The following is a 24,323-nucleotide window of genomic DNA, read 5'->3' on the forward strand; positions in this document are numbered from 1 at the left end:
AGTTCATTTCACGCATTCTTCCCATAAAGAGCGATTATGACAAAAGCTTCTGGTAAAAAAACTGTTGCCGTTAAAAACAGCACGCGTAGTAGCGCAGCTGCAAAGTCAAAGACTGTTGCAGCCAAAGTTCAACCCAAGAAAGTTGTCAAGGTCGAGAAAAAGCCCGTGATTGCAAAGAAAATGTTAACAAGCAAAGCGACGATTGAAAAAAAGCAAGCGGCTAAGCCAGCGAGTACAAAACAAGATCGTGTGAAAACCACCGCTGCAAAAACGGCCAGTGTCAAAACCGCCAGTGCCAAGACCTCTGGTGCAAAATCAGCTGTTACAAAAACAGCCAGCGCGAAGCCAGTTAAAGCAGTAGCTAAACCCGTAACAAAATCTGCAGCGAAGTCCAGCACTCCCGCTGCGAAGAAGCAAGCAACAAAGTCAGTTAAGGATTCAATGAAGTCGGCATCAAAAGTAACCGCTGTACCCGTAGCACCCCAAGCACCTGCTAAATCTGCAACCAAGGCAACTGCAAAGCCAAAAGCGGTCGAAAAAGTGGAAAAAAAGCCAGCTGTCGCTAAGGTAGTCACTGAGCCAAAAGCCAAAGTTGCCGCCCTTGACGATGATTTTGACGAAGTACCAGTTAAGAAGGCCAAATCTTCTCGGCCTCCTGGTGGTACCGGGCGACGTCCCGGCCGTCCTTCTAAAAATCCGAATAACAACGCTGATAGCGAGTTTGGTGATCCGAATGACGGTGACGGCGAAGTCGAAGCTTTACCTGATTTAAAGCCAGTTAAACGAGGTAAGCGAGGCAAAGGCGAGGGCAAAGAATTGCTCGCTCGCGGTCCTGTGTCACCAGAAGAATACGAAGCACGTCGTAATCGCTTGAAGCTGTTGATCAAGCTCGGTAAAGACCGTGGCTATTTGACCTATGGCGAGATCAACGATCATTTACCTGATGATCTGGTCGATGCTGAAGCGATTGACGGCATTATCAGTACCTTTAGTGATATGGGTATTGCCGTATACGACCAAGCCCCAGATGCTGAAACCCTGTTAATTGGCGAAAACGCGCCGATGCCAACAAGTGACGACGACGTCGAAGACGAAGCTGAAGCTGCGTTGACTACGGTTGACTCAGACTTTGGTCGGACCACTGACCCAGTGCGTATGTACATGCGCGAGATGGGTACCGTTGAGTTGCTGACTCGCGAAGGTGAAATTGAAATTGCTAAGCGAATTGAGGATGGCTTAAAGCACATGGTCATGGCAATATCCGCCTGCCCAACGACGGTGAACGAAATCCTCAACCACGTACAGCGCGTGCGCGATGGGCAAGCCCAAATTGATGAAGTCGTTGATGGCTTGGTCGATCCTGATGACGGTGAAGAATACGCAGGCGCTGGTGTCGCCGATGAAACCGAAGAAGATGGCCCAGCAGGTGGGATGAGCAGCAAGCAGCTCGAAGATCTGCGTGTCAAAGGTTTAGCAAAATTCGATATCGTCGCTACTCAGTTTGCTGCAATGCGCAGTGCCTATGAGACTGATGGCTATCGTTCTGCACCGTACATGAAAGCGCAAGAGCTGATTCAGAATGAGTTGATGGGTATTCGCTTTACCGCCAAGATGGTTGAGCGTTTGGCCGATACTTTGCGCGCACAAGTCGAAGAAATTCGTCAGCTCGAGCGCGCAGTGCTACATACCTGCGTTGACCGTGCTGGTATGCCGCGTAGTCACTTTATTAAAGTGTTTCCTGGCAACGAAACCAATCTTGAATGGGTTATCGAAGAGGTTAACGGTAATCACGATTACTCGCACACCTTGCGTCGTCATATCCCCGCGGTACAAGAATTGCAGCAGAAACTGATCGATTTGCAGTCACGTGTTGTGCTGCCTTTGAAAGATCTGAAAGAAGTCAATAAACGTATGGCAACAGGCGAAGCAAAAGCCCGTAAAGCGAAGCGTGAAATGACTGAGGCTAACTTACGTCTGGTGATTTCGATTGCTAAGAAATACACCAACCGTGGTCTGCAGTTCTTGGATCTGATTCAAGAGGGCAATATCGGTTTGATGAAAGCGGTCGACAAGTTTGAATACCGTCGTGGCTATAAATTCTCAACTTATGCGACCTGGTGGATTCGTCAGGCCATCACGCGTTCGATTGCTGATCAGGCGCGTACCATCCGTATCCCGGTTCACATGATCGAAACGATCAACAAGATGAATCGGATCAGCCGTCAAATCTTGCAAGAAACAGGTGCTGAACCTGATCCTGCAACCTTGGCTGCCAAAATGGATATGCCTGAGGACAAGATCCGTAAGATTCTCAAAATCGCAAAAGAGCCCATCTCGATGGAAACCCCAATCGGTGACGACGATGATTCGCATCTTGGCGACTTTATCGAAGATAATGTGACGCTTGCGCCAGCCGAAGCCGCTTTGCATAGCTCAATGCATAATGTCGTGCGTGAAGTGCTTGACTCGTTAACCCCACGTGAAGCAAAAGTATTGCGTATGCGTTTCGGTATCGAGATGAACACAGATCAAACGCTTGAAGAGGTTGGCAAACAGTTTGATGTCACGCGTGAGCGTATACGTCAAATAGAAGCTAAAGCCCTGCGCAAACTGCGCCATCCAAGCAGGGCTGACAAACTCAAAAGCTTTCTCGAAGGTCAACAGTAATCACGATTACTGAAACCCATCGAATGCCCCTCTAGCTCATGCTTGGTTAGAGCAGCGGACTCATAATCCGTTGGTGCCGTGTTCGACTCACGGGGGGGGCACCAGTCATTTAACGGCTCACAGCGATGTGGGCCGTTTTCAGGTTCAACAACAGCTTCTGAAAATCGCCCAGATAGTCTTGTGGCGCGTTAATTTTTGTTGTTCGCTCAAGCGCTTTCAATATACACTCGCCCAAGCAGGGTGCAACTTATGTCAGTCGAGCTCACAGTTTTTTAATTACATTTCATCTCTACATCCTATTGGAGTCCTCATGAATTTCAAAGATACTGCAGTTATTCTTGTTGGCTATCAAAACGACTATTTTGCGGCGGATGGTATCTTGAGGAGTGTCGTGGAAGAGCCTGGTCGGGTTGATCAAGTATTGAGTAATACACTTGCATTAATTAAAAAGTTAGCTCCCACCGAAGCCTCAATTATCGCCACGGGGATTGTATTAACGCCAAACTATCGCGCGCTGGCAAACTCTGCAGGGATTTTGGATAAAATCAAAGAAGTCGGCGCTTTCACTGAGGGAACTTCTGGTGCTCAGACGATCGACGAGTTAAAACAATTTGGTGACAGAATTACTTATGTGACTGGCAAGGAAGGTTTTAACTCTTTCAACAATACAAATCTTGCCGAAACGTTGAAAGAGGCCGGAATTAAGCACGTTTGGGTTGCGGGGATGGTGACCTCACTTTGTATTGATTCCACAGCGAGAGCAGCTTACGAAAATAGCTATGAAGTATCGATTCTTAGCGACTGTTGTTCTGCCAGAACGGCATTTGAACAGAATTTCTTTTGTGAAAACGTATTCCCCCTATACGCTAACGTGATGGATAGCTCACAGGTGCAAGTAAGCCTCGCGTCAGCGTAGCCAGTTGATACTTCGCATCACGTATCGCTTTGATGGCTAAGAACTCTCTAACTGATATTCAGGTTTCTGCAACGACTCGTCTTATAGAGGCGTTGCAGGAGAGTGAAAATCAAATGCACAGACGTATCAATTTATTGGTGGAAATCGTCTTTGAGTTAAATGGCGCTGGAGAGATTGTTTACCTGAATGATGCGTGGCAAAAACAGCTTGGGTACAGTGTGACTTATGGCACTCAGCTTTCTGACTATATTCATCCCTTTGATCTCGAGATCTATCAGAAAGCGCTGAACCACCATACGTTTAACGAAGGACAGCAGTCTCAAATATTAGTTCGTTTTAAGCATCGAGATGGTCGCTTGCTTTCAATGAATGCCAATCTAGTCTCGATGAAATCAGGCATTGTGGGTGCGTTACATGATGTGACAGAACACATTCAGACTCGAAACGACTTAGTAAATCTTGCTCACTTTGATCCGCTGACCAAATTACCAAATAGGCTGCTACTTGAGGATCGCTTAAAGCAGTCGATTATTTACGCAAAAAGACATAATCAGTTGCTGGCTGTTGTTTTTGTAGATTTAGATAATTTCAGTTTTATCAATAATAATTACGGGCATCGTATAGGCGATGAGATACTAAAAGAGTTTGGACATTTAATTCAAAGCACACTTCGAGAGACGGATTCCATTGCACGGATCGGTGGCGATGAATTCTTAATTTTATTGTCCGAACTGACTTCACCAGCAACTTGTGACTTGGTCTTGCAACGACTGGTCGAGGCTTTGCGTCAACCCATTGTTATTGGCGGCGTTAAATTCTTAGTTAGAGCAAGCATTGGGGTCAGCCTCTACCCCGATGATGACACAGATGCTGAGCAATTAATTCGAAATGCCGATCACGCGATGTACAGCGCCAAGCAATCTGGTAAAAACAAAATTGAGTATTTTGATGAAGCCCGTCATGCCACGAGCAACTCAAGAATTGCCCTAATACAACAAGTAAAAAAAGCATTGGTTGAGAATCAGTTCGTGATGCACTATCAACCAAAAGTAACCTTAAGGGATAAGAGAATATTCGGCGTAGAGGCCTTAATTCGCTGGCAGCATCCCGAGAATGGCTTACTACTCCCGGGGCTCTTTTTACCTCAAATTGAAAAGCACCCACTCAGCCAAGAGATTGGTAAGTGGGCCATAGAGACTTCTCTTAAGCAAATGTCGGAATGGAATGAAGCGGGCTTAAATCTAGAGATGAATGTCAATATTGGTGGCGCACAATTACACGACTTAAATTTCTATGATTTCGTAGCAAATGCTTTGAAAAAAAACCAAAACGTCAAAACGTCTCAACTGCAGCTCGAAATTGTCGAAACAAGTGCAGTTACAAATATTGAATTTATTGCCGGCTTAATGCAGAATTTCAAACAACTAGGCGTATCGTTTGCTTTGGACGATTTTGGCACAGGTTATTCTTCTTTGTCACTCTTGAGAATATTGCCAATTGATACGATAAAAATTGATAAAAGCTTTATTGTAAATATGCTTGTCAGCAAAGAAGATTTATCAATTGTCAAAAGTATCATCAGCTTAGCCGAGGGCTTTAATTGTAAAGTGCTAGCTGAAGGAGTGGAAACCTCGGATGTTGCAAAGGCCTTACACGAGTTGGGTTGTCACGCTATGCAGGGGTACCATTTTTCACCTGCTTTGCCAGCGGCTGAGGTGTATAAATTGGTGAGCTCTTCGTCGTCTAGCTGAGCACATGCCATTGATTTTTTAGGTATGAGTGCATTTTTGAATAGTTGTCATGACAATCACACTGATTCGTGAGTGGCATACTGCTTAAGCACTTCAAGCGAAACAGTCTCTAGGGCCTTGATATGCGTACTTTCAAGTTTGATGTTGGGTGCACAGTCGGCGGCTAAGGCCTCAGCCCAGCGGTTTATGCAGAGGCACCACTGATCGCCCGGGACAAGACCGGCAAATTGATACTCTGGCCTTGGCGTCACCAGATCGTTCCCCATTTGTTGGCTGAATTGTAAAAATTTAGCGTTGACGATGGCACACACCAGATGTCGCCCGTGATCGCTGTCGTCAGTTTTACAGCAACCATCTCGAAAATATCCCGTTACAGGATCAAAAGAACATGCTACCAAAGGCTGCCCTAAAACGTTCAATGCCATCTTGCTGTTCACGTTAATCCGATGTTGATTTTGGTTTGAAGAAGAATTTTAAAATTTTGTTAAACATAGTCTTGGATTCATTTTCTATTTGTTCGTTTCGTGAATCTTGATTTGAGAAGGCGATATTTTTTGCTGAACGTTCGGCCAGAGCGGTTGAAAATAATTTAACTAAGTTAGGGTTATCTTTTAGCAGTGGTGCCATATTTTCATCTGAGATTTCGAGCAGGACCGAGTCAACTTTGGCATAGACATCAGCAGACCGGGTCGCCCCAGTTAGCATCGACATTTCACCCAAGAAATCGCAGGGCCATAGATTAGCTACCGTTACAAACTCGCCAGACTTGGCTTCGATTTTGACTTCTAATGTACCTTCAGAAACCAGGTACATCCAGTTTTCTTGCGCACCTTTTTTAATGACTAACTCGCCTGCGGAGCAATGCCGAAGCTTGATGGAGTGAGCGAGTGTTTTGACTTCGTCAGGACTTAGTACTTTAAGGATTCCATATTCGTAAGAGTCTAACAGGCGAGACTTTATATCTTTTGTGTCGATGCTAGGCAGTTGACTGACCATCAGATTTGTATTTATTCCTGCCGCCTTCAAAAACCGCATGATGACCAGCAAAAACTCGCTCTTCGATTCATCAGAGTTAATTTCTGGGGCGCATTCATATTTGACGGTGAAAGACACTTCACCTTTTGTCAACCCGTTAATGTAGACGCCATGATCAGACAGATATGACTGGTTATTTTCGACAACAAAGGCGATCGCTTGTTTGGTAATTGCCAGCACTTTTTCAGGGTTGCAGCTTGAGTTCAACTCAAATGTAAAGAACCGGCGTGAACCGACACCTGGAGCTTGTCGAGAAACGTTTACAAACTCCAAGTTTAAAAACTGGTGGTTGTATATGCGGGTGGTTAAGCCAGACATTCCTTTCAGAACTACCATTCGTTGGTCTATTTCAACGATTTGATAAATTTTGGGATTACCTGCGGTCGATACTTCTATCCAATCGCCGATGCCAATGATCCTGTCTGTCTGAATTTTTAAGCTGGCAGCAAGGTCAGCGATAAAACCACGAAAAATATACACCACACCAACGCCAAGAGCGCCAACCGATGCAAAAAGGCGACTTAAATCGTGATCGTAAAATAAGACGTAGGCTGTGATGGCCGCAATAAAATAAATCAGGAGGCTAATCAACCTCATGATAATTTTAGGAACAGTGGATTTTTTGCTAAGCTTGTTGTGTATTTTTAGAATAGTGCGAATCGTCTTGTCAGCGGTAAAAGCAAACATGACAAATTGCAGGATCGCTAAACCATCTACGAGCAAATGAGTTGGGGATTTATCTAAGTCAGCAACTCGCCATCCCCAGAAACTATCGGCTAATAGGTTTAGCCAGATCATGATACCAAGGTTGATTGCCATGAGGCTGATCAATAGAAACTTTGGCAGTGAATAAAGTCGATGATCTGGAGTCATGTGTTTTTAATAAAAAATTTTGCTTTATGCTTTTGTGACAAGTGTTGATAATACCCAGAAAGCTTCTAGAATAGAATCAATTATCCCGCTTGGTACACACCAAATAATGCAGAATTATCTCTACACCTCGCTTATCAGTATCCTCACGGTCTTTTTAATGTTTGGTCTTACCTTTAATGTGGGTATAGCAAGGGGTAAGTATCAGGTTAAAGCGCCAGCTTCAGTCGGTCTTAGCTAGGATTTGTTATCAATGATTATTGATTGTCACGGGCATTACACCACTGCGCCTAAAGCTTTAGATGATTGGCGAAGCAAGCAAGTTGCTAACTTACTGACGCCTGAACTTGGGCCGAGAGTGTCAGAGCTAAGAATTAGCGACGATGAGTTGCGCGAATCGATTGTAAATAATCAGTTAGCGCTGATGAAAAAGCGGGGGAGTGATCTCACCATTTTTTCTCCTCGCGCCAGCTTTATGGCGCATCATATCGGTAGCTTCAATACCTCAGCGACATGGGCAGCCCTTTGTAACGAGCTCTGTTATCGAGTCGCTCAGCTATTTCCGGATCATTTTGTTGGTGCGGCAATGCTGCCACAATCGCCAGGCGTCGATCTAAAGACCTGCATTCCTGAGCTGGAGAAATGTGTCCGAGACTATGGTTTTGTGGGTATCAATTTAAATCCAGACCCCTCTGGTGGCCACTGGCGTGAACCGCCCCTATCAGATCGCCATTGGTACCCGTTATACGAGAAAATGGTAGAGCATCAAATCCCGGCAATGATCCATGTGAGCACGAGTTGCAATGACTGCTTTCATACAACAGGCGCTCATTATTTAAATGCGGATACCACTGCATTTATGCAGTGTTTAACATCTGATCTTTTTAAAGACTTTCCAACGCTGAAATTTTTGATTCCCCACGGAGGTGGTGCGGTCCCTTATCACTGGGGTCGGTTTCGTGGTTTGGCTCAAGAACTTAATAAGCCCTTGTTGAGCGAACACTTGCTCAATAATATTTATTTTGACACTTGTGTGTATCACCAACCGGGCATTGATCTACTCACCAAAGTCATCCCTGTCGACAATATTTTGTTTGCGTCTGAAATGATTGGTGCGGTAAGGGGTATCGATCCAGAGACGGGTTTTTATTTTGACGATACAAAACGCTATATCGAAAACTCATCTGCGCTTTCTGCGCAAGACAAACATAAAATCTATGAAGCGAACGCCAGGAAGGTGTTTCCGCGCCTTGACCAACAGTTAAAAATTAGAGGCTTCTAGGTCGTATGCGGGCACCTGGTACGCCTTAAACCGCACAATATTTCTGTTGAATCTCATCGTTCGCGAGCAGATTTTTTGCGGTGTCGTGAAACACAATCTTGCCTTGATCTAATATATAAGCGCGGTCAGAGATGCTTAAGGCGTGCTTGACGCTTTGTTCAACCAGCAGAATTGTCAGGCCTTTTTGCTTGAGATCAGAGAACAGTTTGAACATCTCATCAACAAGCACAGGCATGATGCCTTCTGAGGGTTCATCCAGCAGGATGACTTTGGGCTTTCCGATCATGGCACGAGCAATGGCAAGCATTTGCTGTTCGCCACCAGACATTGATGTTGCCTCTTGATGCAAACGTTCTTTCAAACGGGGGAATATCTCGGCAATTTCATCAACCAGGGCATTCATATCGCCAGTATTCTTCTTGGCAATAATACCCAATTGCAGATTTTCTTTGACAGTTAGTCCAGCAACGATGCGTCTGTCCTCTGGCACATAAGCCAGACCCAAGTGATACCTTTCATGCGCAGCCAGATTAAGAAACGGTTTTCCATCAATCGACGCTTCGCCCTTTTTTTTGGGGACCAGTCCCATGAGCGTTCTAAGGGTAGTCGTTTTCCCCGCACCGTTGCGTCCCATGAGAGTGACAATTTCGCCTGCCTGAACCTCAAGTGAGATCCCTTGAAGGATGTGGCTGCGGTCATACCAAGCATTGAGATCTTTAACACTTAGCATGATCAGTTATCACCCAGGTAGACACGTCTGACTTCAGCGTTGCTTTGTATATCTTCAGGGCTACCTTCAGCTAAAAATTCCCCATGATGCAACACGATAATCCGATTGCATAAGCCCATAATCAATTTCATTTTGTGCTCAACCAAGATGACTGTGCGTTCACTGGCCAAGTCCCGAATCAAATCCATCATGACCATGGTTTCTTCTGGCGACATCCCTGCTGTGGGCTCATCTAGCAAGAGTAGCTTGGGATCACAAGCCAGTGCCATCGCAAGCTCTAACGCGCGTTGTTGCCCATGCGCCAAGTCACCACTGGTTTGATGACTCAGGTGCGAGAGGTTGACCCTTTGCAGCACTTGATCGGCAATTTCAATTGGCTTGGAATAGGTGTGGGCGGATCGCAAAAAGTTATAACGAGCCGTTTGCATCTGAGCGGCCACTCGAACGTTTTCGTGCACGGATAGCTGTTTAAAAATATTCGTAATTTGAAAACTTTTTGAGATGCCGAGACGGGCAAACTCGTGCTGAGGCAAACCAGTGATGTCTTGCCCGTTGAAGAGTACTTGGCCGCTGCTCGGCGCAAAGGCACCGCTCAGCACATTAAAAAACGTACTTTTACCTGCCCCATTCGGTCCAATAATGGCCGTCAAGGTACCTGGCATGAATCGTGTTGTAACGTCTTGCAGTGCTCTAAACCGACCAAAGGTTTTACTGACTTGCCTGGCTTCAAGGATTGGAGTGAGGGAATTGTTCTGCATGATCAATCGCCAGCCTGCGTAAACTTTAATTTACTGAGAATTGTTCCCCAGATTCCTTGTGGAAAGAACAAGACAAAAAACATGAATACCACCCCAATGATCGCCATCCAGTGTTTGGTAAAGGTGGTAACGACATCCTCGAGATAAAACATGGCAATCGCTCCGACAAAAGGCCCGAAGAAGGTACCCATGCCACCCAGAATACTCATCATCACAGCCTGACCCGATTGCAAGTAATGCAGGGAGTCAATTGGCACGATCGACAGGTGCAGCGCCCGCAATGATCCCGCCAGGCCGCAAATAGCGGCAGAAAGCACAAAAACCAGTAGTTTGGTTCGGTCTACGTCGAAGCCGCAAGCGCGAGCGCGTTTTTCGTTTTCTCTGATCGCGCGCATAACTGCGCCAAGGGGTGAATTGAGAATTCTGGAAATCAGCCAGAGTGCACCGATGACAAAAGTAAGTATCACATAGTATTTGACCAAGGGATTCAAAAAATCAATGGCGACACCAAAAATCTTGAATGGGTCTACTTTTACTCCCCTGAGGCCGTTCTCCCCGCCAGTGAAGCGCTCAGCCTTGTAAAAAATGTAATAAATAATCTGACCTAGCGCGAGAGTCACCATTGAGAAATAAATCCCGCGTGTGCGAATCGCGAGAAAGCCCATAATGAGACCGCCAAGCGCTGCACCGGCCACCCCAATCAGCATGGCCGTTGCCCAGGGGAGCGCGAAACTCACGATGCTGATACCAGTTAGGTAGGACCCAATTCCCAGGAAAGAGGCGTGACCAAAAGAGAGTAGCCCTGTGTAACCAAATAACAAGTTAAAGCCCATTGCAAACAAACCAAAGATAAGGATATTGATCGCTAAGGTCTCATAAGGCATAAGAAATGGAAACACGCTCAAGAAAAGACCACAGGCCAGAACCCTGTGACGACTGATCAGCGATAGAAGCGATTGCATGATTGATAAGCCTCTAGGTCGAGCGCTCAGCTCTACCAAATAAGCCCTGTGGGCGAATCAGTAGTACCAGAGCCATTAAGATAAAAATCGACAACTCGGCTAAATCGGGAAAGAACAGTGAGGTCATGCTGTAGACGACACCGACCAGCAGGCCAGCCACAACCGCACCTACAGGAGACCCCATCCCACCGACAACGGTGACAACAAAGGACTCTGCCAGAATGGGGATGCCCATTTCAGGGTTCACCGATCGGGTAGGTGACGCAAGGACCCCTGACAAGCCGGCAATGGCGCAGCCTAAACCAAATATCATGAACCAGACTTTCGAGATATCAATCCCTAATACTTTGACAATCTCCTCGTCCACGGCGCCAGCTTTAATAATCAATCCATAGCGGGTTTTTTGGATAAGAAACCAGATACCAAAAAGAATGATCGCTGTGGCTGCGATCAAAAACAAACGGTATCTGGGGAAGAAGCCAATCCCGACGTTAATTGATCCCTTTAAGCCTTGTGGCGTGACAGAGGGCAGGCCTTCAATGCCGAAGCAAATTCTGACCAATTCAATTAAGACATATGACAAGCCAAAAGTCAGCAGCAATGGGTAGTCGATGCCTCGACCATAAAGACGTCGCACCAGAAAGCGCTCCGTTAGCAGACCAAGGATGCCCGTGAAAGCTGCAGTCAAGACGAGACTTAACCAGAAATTACCTGTCATGCCTAAAAAGTAAACGCCGATGAAAGCGCCCACCATGAAAAAGGCACCGTGAGCAAAGTTGACGACGTTGAGCATGCCAAAAATCAGGCAGAGGCCCAAAGCAAGCAGGGCATAAACGCTACCCAATGCAACCCCGGTCAGGAGTTGCATCGCTACCAGATCAAAGGATAGTCCAGCCATTAACGCACCAAGGGTTCAAGATCGTAGGGAGCGCGTATCACTTAAAACCGAGCTCTGTGCAGCTGCGCATATTTTTCTCAGCCGATTCTTCGACAGAGAGAATCTTGAACACATCATTCTTGTCTTTCATATCTTTGGATTTAGATTCAACGATGATGACAGACTGCTCCGCTTGGTGATCACACGCACGATAGGATTCCGGGCCCTTGTACCAATCGTATTTCAACGCTTGCATGGCGGTAATGACTTTTTCGGTATCAACAGATTTAGCAGCAAGTACCGCAGCCAGGACACTTTTTACGCCCGCATACCCAAGTGCGCCGTAATCGGATGGAACCGCTCCGCTATACGCCTTGCGATACGCGTCATTGAATACTTTCGCGCTGGGGATGCGATCTTCCAGGCCCCAATAATAAGAGGTGCCGCCAGCAATACCTTCGAAAGCGTCAGGCCCAGCCGATACACGGGATGTGTATAGCAAGACGGGTGCCACAATTTTCATGCTGGCTTTCAAACCAAAGTCAGTGCATTGCATGGCAGAGTTGGCAAGGTCACGCCCAAAGTTAGCAAGGACAAGAATGTCTGGATTCAGAGATTTGATGCGTGGCAAGAAAGCAGAGTAGTCGGAGGCACCTAAGGGATGACGAATATCCGCTACGGTTGTGGCGCCCAAGTCTTTGCCTGCGCGTTCAAAGGCACGTACCATCTCGTGGCCGTAGGCGTAGTCAGCAGTCAGAAACGCAATTTTTTTACCGAACAATGGGATAGCGTAACGAGCGACAGCACCAGCAGTCATGGTCGGGTTGAGTGCTTCGTGAAACGTGTAGATGCTCCAGTCTTTTGCCTCGTTGATCGCATCGGATTGGCTGATTGAATTGAATAGAACTTTACGCTCTTTACAGACAGCATTGATCGATAGTTGAGTCGCTGCTGAGAGGGAACCGACAATGAAGTTAACTTTGTCTTTCTCGATTAACTCTAGTGTTCGTGTCGCCGCTTCGCCTGGATTCAGCTTGTCGTCGCGCACCAACAACTCTGCTCGACGCCCATTAAAACCGCCGGCATCGTTAAATTGCTTAATGGCTAATTCAGCGGCCTTGACCTGGTCTTGCGCTTCAGCAGAAAAAGCACCTGTCAGCGGTGTCGGGAAGCCGATCTTGATGGTATCTGACTGAGCCCGAGCAATGTTAAGCCCAAACGGAGTGCCGAGTGCAGCGGCACCACCGATGATCAACTGTCTTCTAGTTCTATTTGTTGCGATTGTTTTCATGATTGTCTCGTCCTTTTTTACACTGCAAATTAAATCAAAGTGTGGTTGCTAAATTGGCTATATCAATTGCTGTTTCTTTCATAACAGTGTCAGCGTTCCGAGTCATTGCCTCGCTGTTATCTTTACCTTTTGTAACTTGAGACTGCATATAACGACCTAAATATTGTGCGCGAGCGACGATCTCTTGACCTTTTAATAATCGATCAGCGCGGTAGGCGAGCAGCGCCTCAGGGTTGACGCCATGGTTATGAATATTCGTGACCACACTCATGGCATCATCCCCAGCCTTAGTTACCCCCATTCCAACATGTGGCCTCGCAACAAATCCCGCATCGCCCATCAAGGCAATTCGTCCAAAGGTGATCTCGGATGAATTGACATCGTAAATGGCTTGAACGAAAGGTTGTTCAGTTTTTTCAATAATTTCTGCGTACTGAGGCGCCAGTACCTGCTTTGATGCCGCTCGCATCGCGTCAATTAAGCTTGATTTAATCTTGGCTGGTGGGATTCCTTGTGCATAGTGCACACCCGTCTCGTCGGTTAGATAGTCAAGCAAATCACGGTTGGACACAGGGCGATACCAAACAAAGTTGTACCAACGTTTGCCAACTCTTGTGTCGTTATTTGGACCTGCGACCGGATAACCCAGCATTTGCTCTCCGTCGGGCAAACAAAAACCAAAGTAGTTGAACAATGTCCCGAGCGTCTTCGGAGATAATGCCTCCTCGTGACAGACACCTCGCCATGCAACATAACCTGCATATTCAGGTTGAACTGACGGTAAAACCGTTTGCCGGACTGCCGAGCGTAAACCATCAGAGGCGAGCAGTAATTCGCCCGAGTAGCGACTACCATCGTCGCATACAACGTGTGCGTGTTCGCTGTCCTGGGAAACCAGCCTGACGACCTTACCTTGTAAATACAGATCGGCAGGCAGGCAGTTTTTTAATAATTGGTAGAGCCTGCTCCAAGAGGTCAGGACTTGTGGATAGTCGATCTCACTAATTTGGGCACCACTCAATCCTAAGACCACACGCTTGGTTACGGACACACCAAGTGTCTCGTCAACGTGCACGCCTGCAAAACGGAGCGCGTCAAAAAGTGACGAATGGGTAACGATACCAGCGCCTCGTCCGTCCATGGGGTTCATGGATTTCTCAAGTACGGTGACATCGTGACCTTGCCGGTGCAACATATTCGCAGCGAAAAGACCACCTAGCGACCCACCAACGACGAGAATCTTAGCCATGGAATGGTTTAGTTAGCATCGGCATCGAGGGCTGACTTTTCTTCGGCGGGATAGTTGAGCTCAATGACAACACCGGTCGGGTCATCAAGAAATATTTGATGGAGATTCAACGTCGGAACGGTTCTCTCGCGATACTGCACTTTCAGCTGTTTCAGTGTTTGAATCTTGCCCTTTAGATCCGTTGCGAAGAAGGCAATGTGATCAACGCAACCGGTTCCTTGAAGACTATTTAAATCACGATCTCCTAAATACCGCTTGAGGCCTTCAGGATCATTCTTATCGATACCAATGATATGCAAAACAGCATTCGCGTAGCTGCCATGGTCCCCGTTGTACAACCACAAACCGGGGAACGGGAAGCTTGGTCTTGGACCTTCAGTCAAACCAAGTACTTTGGTGTAAAACTCTGCCGTCTGCTGTAGCTCGACGCTGCGTATAGAGAAATGATTCAGGCTTAATGTTGACATAATTGAGATCAATCCATTTTGAAGAAAGTTTCAGCTGAAAGAAGGTAGGACACGACTCTGTCTGTAATAATTTCCAGCTCTGCCTGCGGGCTGGTCACGTCATAAATCGCCTGGCCGTATACCCAGCGTCGCATTGCAATATAGAAAATACCACCATGCAGGCCCATTAAAAGCTCTAATTCCCGGTTGCTAGGTTTTGCGCGGGTCCGACGGTTGCAGTGCTTGCGAGTCTCGCGTATCAATCGGGGTATTAGATGCGTACGCAACATCTCCATAAAACGGTCACTAATACTACGATCACTGAGTCCTGAAAAAATCAAGATACGCACAAAGTCGTGTGTTAAGAAGGTCGCAGAATAATCAGCATAGAACGCTGTAAGTTTTTCTGTAGGTGATAGGTTTTTGTTGTCGAGAAGGCCTGCCCATTCCGGCTTCCAACGCGCTTCAAACACGTCTTCGTATACCTGTTTAATGAGGGCGTCTTTGGTTGGAAAGTAGTGATAAAGCAGTGCATGCGTGATGCCCAGTTCTTTTGTCAGCTGACGCAGTTGACCAGCTAGTCCGTGTTCGGCAAAAAACTTGATGGCACCGTCGATAATTTGACGTCGTCGATCACCGGTACTCATCCGTTTTCGTGCGTTCATAGATTGCGCAGGCGTGACGACAGGACCCATGGCTACGATGTTCCCCGGTTGGCTTGTGTCTGTCGTTGAATACTTGGCTAGGCTCATCGTGTATCAGGGTTTGTCCGTATTTGGACTTATTGACCAAAAGGTAAATAATGACGCATTGTTGAACATTTGGTCGATAATCGACTATCGGGATAAACCCCAAGGAGCAATATGGAACTCAATGGCGAACAACTGATATCGGCGTCAGTGCCAGAAGTTTGGAAAGCGCTGAACGATGTCGATGTCCTCGCTCGGGCCATTCCGGGGTGTGAAGAAATCAGTCGTATTTCACCTGAAGAAATCCATGCCAAAGTAATGTTTAAGATTGGTCCAGTCCGGGCACGGTTTGCGGGCAAACTGCTTTTGTCAGATGTGATTCCAGACCAATCGTGTGCCATGTCATTTGAGGGTTCGGGTGGCGCGGCTGGTTTTGCTAAGGGGCGCTCCCGAGTCGAATTGAAAGCGGCCGAACAAGGTACTTTAGTCAGCTACACAACTGAAGCCTCCATCGGCGGCAAACTGGGTCAAATCGGTGGCCGTCTTATTAGCGCTTCAGCCAAAAAAATAGCGGATGATTTCTTTGAAAGATTGTCTAAAGAATTGAGCGGCGAATCTTCAGAGCTGGACGACGGCTCGGTCGAGCCGGTTGCATAAGGATTAACCATGAAATCAGCGGCATTCGACTATGTCAAACCTAAATCCTTAGCGGAAGCCCTCTCAGCTTTAGCGATGGGGGGTGACGAAGCCCAGTTAATTGCGGGTGGTCAAACATTGCTGGCCACTTTGAATATGCGCTTGTCGGAGCCAGCCCTGTTGATCGACATCAGCTCAGTGGCTGAACTCAAAGGGATAGCACTTGACGGCTACACGCTTCGCATTGGCGCATTGGTGACACACACAGAAATTGAAGAGTCTGAGCTCATCGCTCAGCATGCCCCCTTACTAAAAGCCGCGGCTCCTCATATCGCCCACCGTGCTATTCGTAATTTAGGAACATGGGGCGGTTCATTGGTTTACGGGGATCCCGCTGCTGAATGGCCTGCCTGTAGTATGGCGTTAGATGCAACGATGATTCTGGCGAACGAGCGTGGCGAGCGCCGTGTGGCCGCCCGAGATTTTTTTGTCGATTTGTACACCACAGCTCTTGAGGACGGCGAAATTTTGGTCGCCACTGAAATCCCCGTTGCCTCACCAAATCACGTATTTTGCTTTCAAGAGTTGGCTCGTCGTCATGGCGATTACGCCATTGCCGGGTTAGCTGCTGCCGCTGATAAACACAGCAATACCTTGGATAGTTGCAGTTTTGCTTTCTTCTCGATCGCCTCGACGCCAGTGTTGTGTGAAGCGGCCCAGCTTGCCGTTAATGGGCAACCACTGACAGCGACGGTCATCAGCTCTGCTGTGCGGGCGGCTCGCGACAGTCTCGAAACAATTGGTGACATCACGAATAGTGCAGAGAATAAAACCCATCTTGCAGGGGTGTTACTTGAGCGAGCCTTGAAACAAATAATGGGTTGAGCGGCTGTTTGGCGCCCCTGAAGATATTGGAGACCACATGACTATCAAGAAACAAGTCACCATGACCGTTAACGGCACCGTTGTGACGACCGAAATCGAACCACGACGACATTTAGTAGATTTTCTTCGTGAAGACCTATATCTCAAAGGGCCACACTTAGGTTGCGAACAAGGAGCCTGTGGCGCTTGCACGGTCAAGGTTGATAACAAGATCGTTCGAGGCTGTTTGTACTTGGCTGTTCAGGCAGACGGTTGCGTTATTGAAACCATTGAGGGCGTAACTGAGTCAGGCGTATTGCGCGATCTGCAAGATGCTTTTGTGCGTCATAACGCCATGCAGTGCGGTTTTTGTTCATCGGGGATGTTGTTGGCCGCAGGTGAATTGATCGAGAAACAACCCAACGCAAGCCGAGAGCAAGTGCGTGAATGGCTGTCTGGCAACTATTGTCGCTGCACGGGTTATCACGCTATCGTGGATGCCGTGATGGCTGTGCTTGATGCAAGACTGGGAGTCGCACAATGAACAAACCTCATGAATTAGAGGGCCTGTTGTTGGATCCAGTGACTAACGACCAGCGCTACATCGGCGCGAGCGAGCCCAGAAACAGTATGCGCCGTTTGCTCGAAGGCGAGGGTACCTATGTTGATGATATTCAACTACCTCGTATGGCGCATGTCGTTTATTGGCGATCGCCCGTTGCACATATGAAGATAGGCAAGATTCACGCCGATGTCGTTAGAAAAATGCCAGGTGTGCTTGCGGTAGTAGATGGTAGTCAAATGGCCAAACTCTGCAAGCCATGGGTTGCAACGCTTGGGCATTTGGTTGGCATGAAGTCTGCCCCGCAACACGCTTTGGCGGTTGAACGTGCGTGCTGGCAAGGCGAGCCTGTTGTGGCCGTTGTTGCGCAAACCAGGGCGCAAGCAGAAGATGCCCTGCAACATCTTGAAGTTGAGTGGGACGAATTGCCCGCGGTCGTGTCAATGGAGACAGCGCTGGATGCCTCGACCCCATTGATTCACCCTGAGCTTGGTGACAATTTATGCTTTACCCGTAGCCTTGACGTGGGTCAGGTTGATGAGCAATTTGCACAGGCCGACGTGATCGTTGAGGCCACCTTTGGTTTTGGGCGCCATACTGGTGTCACCCTAGAGCCTCGTTGTCAGATTGCCGATTACAACGCGGGTGAGCATCGTTTGACTGTATATCACTCACAGCAAGCCCCTCATATGATGCAGGATTTGTATTGTCGTCAATTTGATCTCTCTGAGTCAGATGTTCGGGTGATCTGTAAGGACGTGGGCGGCTCGTTCGGCATCAAGGTGCATGCGTATCCTGATGACTTTGCCACCGTTGCGCTGGCCATTTTGTTAAAACGACCAGTCAAGTTTGTGGCTGACCGTCTTGAGTCCTTCACCAGTGATATCCATGCGCGCGAACATCGTGTCAAAGGCCGACTCGCTGCGAATAAAAACGGCAATATTCTCGCCTTTGAAATTGACGATTTAACTGGCATTGGGCCTTACTCAATGTTTCCCCGGACGAGCGCGATTGAGGGCAATCAGGTCGTTAATCTGGTGGGTGGTCCCTATAAGCATCAGCATTACCGTGCAAAACTGGATGTGGTTTTCCAAAATAAGACACCAACCTGCCAATATCGGGGTGTCGGTCACCCTGTGGCGTGTGCAGTGACTGAGGGCTTGGTCGATTTGGCCGCGCGCAAATTAGGCATGGATCCACTTGCCTTTCGCAAACAGAATGTAATCCCTGATGATGCGTATCCTTGTACAGGAGCATCGGGCATTAAATTAGAGGTGCTGTCGCACGAGCAGTGCCTCCGGACCATTGAAAAAATGATGGATTATCCGGCCTTGCGCAAAGAGCAGGCCGAGCTCCGCAAACAAGGTGTCTATCGAGGTATTGGGTTTGCTACGCTCATCGAATTAACCAATCCGAGTCCTGCTTTTTATGGTGTGGGCGGTGCCCGGATCGCATCGCAAGACGGTGCGACGGCAAGACTTGATCCCAGCGGGGTCGTGTCAGTCCTGATTGGCGTGGGTGAACAAGGGCAGGGTACTGAAGCGATTTTTGCCCAGATCGCAGCAGATGGGGTTGGTGTATCCATCGATCAAGTGCGCATCATTACCGGTGATACTGATGTCACTCCTTATGGCGGAGGTACGTGGGCATCGCGCGGCGCCGGGGTAGGTGGCGAAGCCGTATTACTCGCCGCGCAGGCACTGCAAGCCAATATTCTCAAACTCGCTGGTGCCATCCTGAATCGCAATCCAGATGAGTTATTGGTCAGGCAGAGTTTCGTCTTAGATAAAGCAAGTGGCGAGCAGTTGTTGCCATTCAGTGAGATTGGTCGAGTTGGCTACTTCAGAACAGACACCTTGCCAGCAGGCTTTTCAGCTGATCTGATGGTGACGCGTCACTATACACAAACCCAATATCCTTTCATTTTCACCAACGGTGTGCAGGCATCCTACGTTGAAGTTGATCCGGACACTGGATTTGTGAAGCTATTGAAGCACTGGGCGGTGGAAGACTGCGGCCGGGTACTGAACCCGATGCTCGTGACTGAGCAGGTGCGCGGGGCAATTGTGCAAGGCATTGGCGGCGCCTTGTTCGAAGAGTGCTTGTATGATGATAGCGGATTGCTTAGAAACGGTAACATGGCAGATTACCTGGTGCCCATGGCAAATGAGATGCCAGATATTGAGGTAGCTCATATTGAGACACCGACACAGTCATCTAAACTTGGCGCAAAAGGGGCAGGCGAAGCTGGTACAGCGGGTGCACCGGGCGCCGTTATGAACGCGATAAACGATGCTCTTTCACCCTTCGAAACTGCTGTGTTTGATCAGCCTTTTACCTCTGAAAAGATCTTAAAGGCATTGAACAAGATATAGGAAACACCTCATTTATGCTCAGTTCGCCAGCGCCTCTTGCTGCTCACGAGTTATCTCGTTTAATTGAAATGGCTTGGGAGGATCGCACCCCCTTCGAAGCTATCAAGAAAACGTTCGGACTGTCTGAGCCCCAGGTTAAAGCGCTCATGCGTAAGTCGTTAAAACGAAGTTCTTATGAGCTCTGGCGAAAACGCGTAACGGGTCGTGTGACCAAACACCTCGAACTAAGAAGCAAAGAGGTAACACGCGCTTATTGCTCGGGCCAATATAAGCAAAAATAGAAGCGAGTTACACCAGTGGGAATAAAGCAGCAAGACGTGTAGCGAGCTTATGGCCGCTTAACCATGCTCCCTCGATACGACCACCATGCAACCAGTCGCCGCATAAACCAAGTTTGATTTCGCCAGAGAGATAGCACTCAGGCGGGGTGGCAAGAGAGCCACTGGCGTAACGCCAGCGGTGAGTCGTTATTGCTGCGTCCTTGCAGTTAAAGCCGAGCTGAGCGAGACAAGCCACCATTTGAGCCGTTGCATCTTCTTTGCTTAATTCCACAAAGGTTTGGCTCCATTGTGGATTGGCGTGAACCACCCAGTACTCGTCGCCAACGCGTTCAGGTTTGGAATTATTGCGACAAACCCAGCTGATGATTTCATTATTGACAAAGCCCGCGTCCAGATCAAACGCCGGTTGAGTCACAAACTTAATCATCAGCGTCCAGCAGGCATTCATGTTGCTTGCTGCAGCGAGTGCGCTCGCCCAACTATCCACTTCTTTAACTAAAACCAGCGCTTGCGGTGAGGGGATGGCGAGTACCAACCCATCGTAGGCCGTGTTCATTCTTCCTGCTTCACTACTGTGCAGAACCCAAGTGCTGCCCACCCGTTCAATCTGACTGATGGTCTGCTCGAACTGAATAGGCAGGCGTTTAGCCAAATGCTTACCGAGCGAGCTCATGCCTGGTGTCGCGACATAACGCTGGTCTCTGGATTGGCTAGCGCGCCAGTGTTTATCTTCGAACACTTTCAGGTTAGGCGCCCACAGCGCCACTTGTTTTTGATCCATCCAGGAAGCAACGGTCTGAATAAACGCAGGGTCACGCGCCGTAAAGTACTGCGCCCCGTGGTCAGCTTCCCAGTTTGCACTACGCCGAGTACTCATTCGGCCACTCGCACCGCGACTCTTTTCGAACACTTCAACGATAAAGCCGAGTGCCTGCAGTTCTGTGGCACACGTTAAGCCGGCTAATCCAGCGCCGATTATTACGATTTTTTGCTTTGGTACATCAATAGAATTCAACATGTAGGGGTATTCTGAAACGGGGTAAGCGGAGTGGGGTATCGACGTTAGAATAACTCGTTTGGCTGGTTGCCTTTAATCCTGTGGGTAAAGTTAAAAATGGAAACACGAGACGATCGTTGCTGCGGGTCTGGCACCTGTATCATTAATGAAGAAGGCCAATGCTGGTGCGGGCAGGTGTGGGATGGTGAACAAATGTGCGCGCCGCGACTCGATTCCGATGGCTCAGACGAGGCGTCGTGACCGTCCTGATTTACTGGTTTCGACAGGATCTCCGCCTCGCCGATAACCCTGCGTTATCGCGAGCCTGTGCGGAAGCTGATTGTCTTTTACCCATCTATGTCTTTGACCCGGCAGACGACGCGCCAACCGAATGGGGGTTTAATCGGGTTGGTAGCCACCGGCGAGCATTTTTGCGAGAGTCACTTGATGACCTGAAGCGTCAACTGAGAGCGTTGGGTTCTGATCTTTTTGAGTTTTCTGGCGATCTTCAAACTGTCATAGCCTCACTGTCCGTAGCAGTAAACGCAACGGCTATCTATTGCGAGCAAATTGAAGCGCCTGAAGAGATTGATCAAGTAATTCGCCTTCAAAGCTTGGGTATCGCAGTCAGACAGTGTTGGCAATCAAGCATGCTTGAGCCACAGGATCTCCCTTTTGATTTAACGGCGATACCAGATGTGTTTACTGCCTTTCGTCAAAAGGTTGAGAAAGCAAATCTCAGATTTGCCAGCCCAGTCTCGTCGGTCACATGGATCCCGCCCCTACCTGTTTGGCAAACGCCGTCGGTGCAGACTAGTGATCTCCGCGCAGAAAGTCACCTTAAATCGTTTGTGGGTGGTGAAGTTGCTGCAGATCTCCATCTCAAGCAATATTTTGATCGCCGCTTGCCCGATACATACAAACAAACGCGTAATAAGTTATTGGGGATGGATTACTCAAGCAAGTTTTCTCCCTGGTTAAGCTTAGGCTGTGTTTCTGCCAGAACAATCGCCGCCCAGCTTGACAACTATGAAAGTGAGCACGGCGCGAACGAAGGCACTTATTGGTTGTCGTTCGAACTGCTCTGGCGTGATTATTTTCGTTTCCTGCACTTTAAGTACGGCAGAAAACTCTATCGTAAAACTGGTTTGAGTGATCACCCACCCAGCAAATTCGGTCGGAGGCAATTCGCGCAATGGTGCGGCGGCCATACGGGCGAAGGTCTAATAGACGCCGCCATGAGAGAACTCAGCACAACCGGTTATCTCTCTAATCGCTTAAGACAAGTTGTGGCGAGTTATTTGATATACGACATGATGGGCGATTGGCGCGCCGGTGCTGCCTGGTTTGAATCCCAGTTGATTGATTATGACGTTTATAGCAATCAAGGCAATTGGCTTTATATCGCTGGTCGAGGTACGGATCCGAGAGGTGGCAGGGCATTTAATGTTGCCAAGCAAACGAACGATCATGATTCAAATGGCAATTATCGAAGACGCTGGTTGCAACAATCTGACGAATCAGTCCAGATACAGAAGAATGAAGAATGACTAAGAAAAAAAGACTCGTGCTGATTCTGGGTGATCAATTAGACCTTCAGGGATCGGCTTTGCGCGGATTCGATAGAGAGACGGACGAAATCTTCATGATTGAATCGGCCGAAGAAGCTCAATACGTCTGGACGCACAAAGCGAAAATCGCTTTGTTTTTGTCGGCGATGCGTCACTTCGCTCAAGTGCTTGAAGCTGACGGATATCCGCTTCATTACCTCAAGGCGTCATCCCTTTCGATTACCGAGGCACTCAGAGCCTATCTGCTCGAAAAGCAGATCAAATACTTGGTGTGTACAGAGCCAGGCGAGTGGCGACTGAAGCAATCTTTAAAAGCCTTAGCAAAAGAGCTCGCTATTGAAATCGAGATGCGTGAAGATGAGCACTTCTTTTGTACACATCATATTTTTGATGAATGGGCTAAAGACAAAAAAGAATTAAGGCTCGAGTATTTTTACCGGCTGATGCGCAAGAAACACAACATTTTGCTCGATGAAAATGGCGAACCCGAGGGCGGGCAGTGGAATTTCGATCAAGATAATCGAAAACCATATCCTAAAAAAGGTCCAGGGATGATTGATGGCCCCTTGTCTTTTGAAACCGATCAGATCACCAGTGAAGTGCTTGAGTATGTTGGTGAGGCATATGAAAGTCACCCGGGTTCCTTAGCTCATTTCAATTGGCCCGTAACGAGACAACAAGCGCTTGAGGCGCTCAATTACTTCGTTACTTATCGCTTGCAAAACTTTGGTACCTTTCAAGATGCCATGTGGACCGATACGCCGTTTGGCTGGCACTCGATGCTTTCGAGTTCATTAAACTTGAAACTCTTGAATCCACGTGAAGTCATTGCCGCCGTGATCGATGGCTGGAGGCAACACGGATTTGATTTGTCAGCCGTTGAAGGTTTTGTCAGGCAAATTCTCGGGTGGCGTGAGTTCGTACGAGGGATGTATTACCTTGACATGCCAAAGATGGCTGAAGATAACTACTACGAACACGACAGAGCCTTGCCCAACTGGTACTGGACAGGCGAAACGGACATGGCATGCATGAAAGATGCCGTCAGGCAAACGATGAAATATGGTTATGCCCATCATATTCAACGTCTCATGGTGACTGGCAACTTTGCTCTGCTTGCAGAAGTGTTGCCTTCTGAGGTCTGCGCCTGGTATCTGGCAGTCTATGTTGATGCAATCGAGTGGGTAGAGTTGCCAAACACTGCAGGTATGGCCTTGTTTGCCAATGGTGGTCGATTTACCAGCAAACCCTATGTCGCGAGTGGCGCTTACATCAAGCGCATGAGCAATTATTGCTCGTCATGTAAATACAAACCAGACGTCCGCTTTGGTGAAATGGCTTGCCCCGTTACCACGCTCTATTGGAATTTTCTAATCAAGCACCGCGCGCAATTCGACGCAAGCCCGCGCACGAGGCTGATGACAGTTAATTTGAACAAAATTAGTGTTGAGGATCAGCAAGCGATTCAGGCTCACGCTCAAGTGGTACTCAATAACCTCGACCGACTATAAACG

The 24,323-nt window shown here is 48.0% G+C and carries 22 protein-coding genes and 1 tRNA gene; 12 read left to right on the top strand and 11 right to left on the bottom strand.

From position 1 onward, the window contains the following. Positions 1–180: 180 nt before the first annotated feature. The 4 genes from rpoD to BCM14_RS13630 all read left to right on the top strand — a co-directional run bounded on the left by rpoD (position 181) and on the right by BCM14_RS13630 (position 5,334). Positions 181–2,667, top strand: coding sequence for an RNA polymerase sigma factor RpoD (rpoD, locus tag BCM14_RS13615; protein WP_106228673.1), 2,487 nt, complete (start codon positions 181–183; stop codon positions 2,665–2,667). A gap of 25 nt (positions 2,668–2,692) precedes the next feature. Beyond that, positions 2,693–2,771, top strand: a tRNA-Ile gene (locus BCM14_RS13620). 206 nt (positions 2,772–2,977) lie between these two features. Next, a complete protein-coding gene (locus BCM14_RS13625) occupies positions 2,978–3,583 on the top strand; it encodes a cysteine hydrolase family protein (protein ID WP_106228597.1) in 606 nt (201 codons plus the stop codon). 32 nt (positions 3,584–3,615) lie between these two features. After that, the gene (locus tag BCM14_RS13630; RefSeq protein WP_106228598.1) at positions 3,616–5,334 is read left to right on the top strand and encodes a putative bifunctional diguanylate cyclase/phosphodiesterase; all 1,719 of its coding nucleotides are present in this window, start codon (positions 3,616–3,618) and stop codon (positions 5,332–5,334) included. Between the two features lie 56 nt (positions 5,335–5,390). Here the strand turns inward: BCM14_RS13630 and BCM14_RS13635 are convergent, their stop codons facing one another. Together BCM14_RS13635 and BCM14_RS13640 are read right to left on the bottom strand one after the other, a co-directional pair. Next, positions 5,391–5,759 (bottom strand): DUF2237 family protein, encoded by a 369-nt coding sequence (locus BCM14_RS13635; RefSeq protein ID WP_106228599.1) that lies wholly within the window; start codon positions 5,757–5,759, stop codon positions 5,391–5,393. 13 nt (positions 5,760–5,772) lie between these two features. Further along, on the bottom strand, positions 5,773–7,188 hold the full coding sequence (locus BCM14_RS13640) for a mechanosensitive ion channel family protein (protein ID WP_259673638.1): 1,416 nt from the start codon (positions 7,186–7,188) through the stop codon (positions 5,773–5,775). Positions 7,189–7,492: 304 nt separating this feature from the next. Between BCM14_RS13640 and BCM14_RS13645 the strand changes: the two genes are divergently transcribed. Beyond that, positions 7,493–8,521: an amidohydrolase family protein gene (locus BCM14_RS13645; protein WP_106228601.1), complete on the top strand. Its 1,029-nt coding sequence runs from the start codon at positions 7,493–7,495 to the stop codon at positions 8,519–8,521. 25 nt (positions 8,522–8,546) lie between these two features. Here BCM14_RS13645 and BCM14_RS13650 read toward each other — a convergent pair whose 3' ends face one another. The 8 genes from BCM14_RS13650 to BCM14_RS13685 are packed head-to-tail and all read right to left on the bottom strand — an operon-like array spanning position 8,547 to position 15,499. Beyond that, the gene (locus BCM14_RS13650) at positions 8,547–9,251 is read right to left on the bottom strand and encodes an ABC transporter ATP-binding protein (RefSeq protein ID WP_106228602.1); all 705 of its coding nucleotides are present in this window, start codon (positions 9,249–9,251) and stop codon (positions 8,547–8,549) included. A 2-nt stretch (positions 9,252–9,253) separates the two neighbouring features. Continuing rightward, positions 9,254–10,009, bottom strand: a complete 756-nt coding sequence (locus tag BCM14_RS13655) for an ABC transporter ATP-binding protein (protein WP_106228603.1) — start codon at positions 10,007–10,009, stop codon at positions 9,254–9,256. Positions 10,010–10,011: 2 nt separating this feature from the next. Then, entirely contained in the window at positions 10,012–10,971 is a 960-nt protein-coding gene (locus BCM14_RS13660; RefSeq protein ID WP_106228604.1) for a branched-chain amino acid ABC transporter permease, read from the bottom strand. Positions 10,972–10,984: 13 nt separating this feature from the next. After that, positions 10,985–11,869: a branched-chain amino acid ABC transporter permease gene (locus BCM14_RS13665; protein ID WP_106228605.1), complete on the bottom strand. Its 885-nt coding sequence runs from the start codon at positions 11,867–11,869 to the stop codon at positions 10,985–10,987. 37 nt (positions 11,870–11,906) lie between these two features. Beyond that, the gene (locus tag BCM14_RS13670) at positions 11,907–13,139 is read right to left on the bottom strand and encodes an ABC transporter substrate-binding protein (RefSeq protein ID WP_106228606.1); all 1,233 of its coding nucleotides are present in this window, start codon (positions 13,137–13,139) and stop codon (positions 11,907–11,909) included. Positions 13,140–13,173: 34 nt separating this feature from the next. After that, positions 13,174–14,388, bottom strand: coding sequence for an FAD binding domain-containing protein (locus tag BCM14_RS13675; RefSeq protein ID WP_106228607.1), 1,215 nt, complete (start codon positions 14,386–14,388; stop codon positions 13,174–13,176). 8 nt (positions 14,389–14,396) lie between these two features. Continuing rightward, complete coding sequence (locus BCM14_RS13680; RefSeq protein ID WP_106228608.1) at positions 14,397–14,855, bottom strand: VOC family protein; 459 nt, start codon at positions 14,853–14,855, stop codon at positions 14,397–14,399. An 8-nt stretch (positions 14,856–14,863) separates the two neighbouring features. After that, a complete protein-coding gene (locus BCM14_RS13685) occupies positions 14,864–15,499 on the bottom strand; it encodes a TetR/AcrR family transcriptional regulator (protein WP_259673639.1) in 636 nt (211 codons plus the stop codon). Between the two features lie 198 nt (positions 15,500–15,697). On the opposite strand from BCM14_RS13685, the gene BCM14_RS13695 reads away from it, so the two are divergent. Genes BCM14_RS13695 through BCM14_RS13715 form a run of 5 tightly spaced genes read left to right on the top strand, consistent with a single transcriptional unit; the run spans position 15,698 to position 20,241 of the window. Next, a complete protein-coding gene (locus BCM14_RS13695) occupies positions 15,698–16,180 on the top strand; it encodes an SRPBCC family protein (RefSeq protein WP_106228611.1) in 483 nt (160 codons plus the stop codon). 9 nt (positions 16,181–16,189) lie between these two features. Next, positions 16,190–17,044 carry an FAD binding domain-containing protein gene (locus BCM14_RS13700; RefSeq protein ID WP_106228612.1) on the top strand — a complete coding sequence of 285 codons (855 nt, stop codon included), beginning with the start codon at positions 16,190–16,192 and terminating at the stop codon, positions 17,042–17,044. Positions 17,045–17,081: 37 nt separating this feature from the next. Continuing rightward, positions 17,082–17,567 carry a (2Fe-2S)-binding protein gene (locus tag BCM14_RS13705; RefSeq protein ID WP_106228613.1) on the top strand — a complete coding sequence of 162 codons (486 nt, stop codon included), beginning with the start codon at positions 17,082–17,084 and terminating at the stop codon, positions 17,565–17,567. Continuing rightward, complete coding sequence (locus tag BCM14_RS13710; protein WP_106228614.1) at positions 17,564–19,960, top strand: xanthine dehydrogenase family protein molybdopterin-binding subunit; 2,397 nt, start codon at positions 17,564–17,566, stop codon at positions 19,958–19,960. Before BCM14_RS13705 ends, BCM14_RS13710 begins: the two co-directional genes overlap by 4 nt. Before the next feature lie 14 nt (positions 19,961–19,974). Continuing rightward, positions 19,975–20,241, top strand: coding sequence for a TIGR03643 family protein (locus BCM14_RS13715; protein ID WP_106228615.1), 267 nt, complete (start codon positions 19,975–19,977; stop codon positions 20,239–20,241). 7 nt (positions 20,242–20,248) lie between these two features. Here the strand turns inward: BCM14_RS13715 and BCM14_RS13720 are convergent, their stop codons facing one another. After that, the gene (locus BCM14_RS13720) at positions 20,249–21,259 is read right to left on the bottom strand and encodes an NAD(P)/FAD-dependent oxidoreductase (RefSeq protein WP_106228616.1); all 1,011 of its coding nucleotides are present in this window, start codon (positions 21,257–21,259) and stop codon (positions 20,249–20,251) included. A gap of 236 nt (positions 21,260–21,495) precedes the next feature. Between BCM14_RS13720 and BCM14_RS13725 the strand changes: the two genes are divergently transcribed. Together BCM14_RS13725 and BCM14_RS13730 are read left to right on the top strand one after the other, a co-directional pair. Next, positions 21,496–22,788, top strand: a complete 1,293-nt coding sequence (locus tag BCM14_RS13725; protein WP_106228617.1) for a DASH family cryptochrome — start codon at positions 21,496–21,498, stop codon at positions 22,786–22,788. Beyond that, complete coding sequence (locus BCM14_RS13730; RefSeq protein WP_106228618.1) at positions 22,785–24,320, top strand: cryptochrome/photolyase family protein; 1,536 nt, start codon at positions 22,785–22,787, stop codon at positions 24,318–24,320. The genes BCM14_RS13725 and BCM14_RS13730 overlap by 4 nt, the downstream gene beginning before the upstream one ends. The last annotated feature ends 3 nt before the right edge of the window (positions 24,321–24,323 follow it).

The organism is Jezberella montanilacus, from assembly GCF_003003055.1.
Taxonomy (GTDB): Bacteria; Pseudomonadota; Gammaproteobacteria; order Burkholderiales; family Burkholderiaceae_B; genus Zwartia; species Zwartia montanilacus.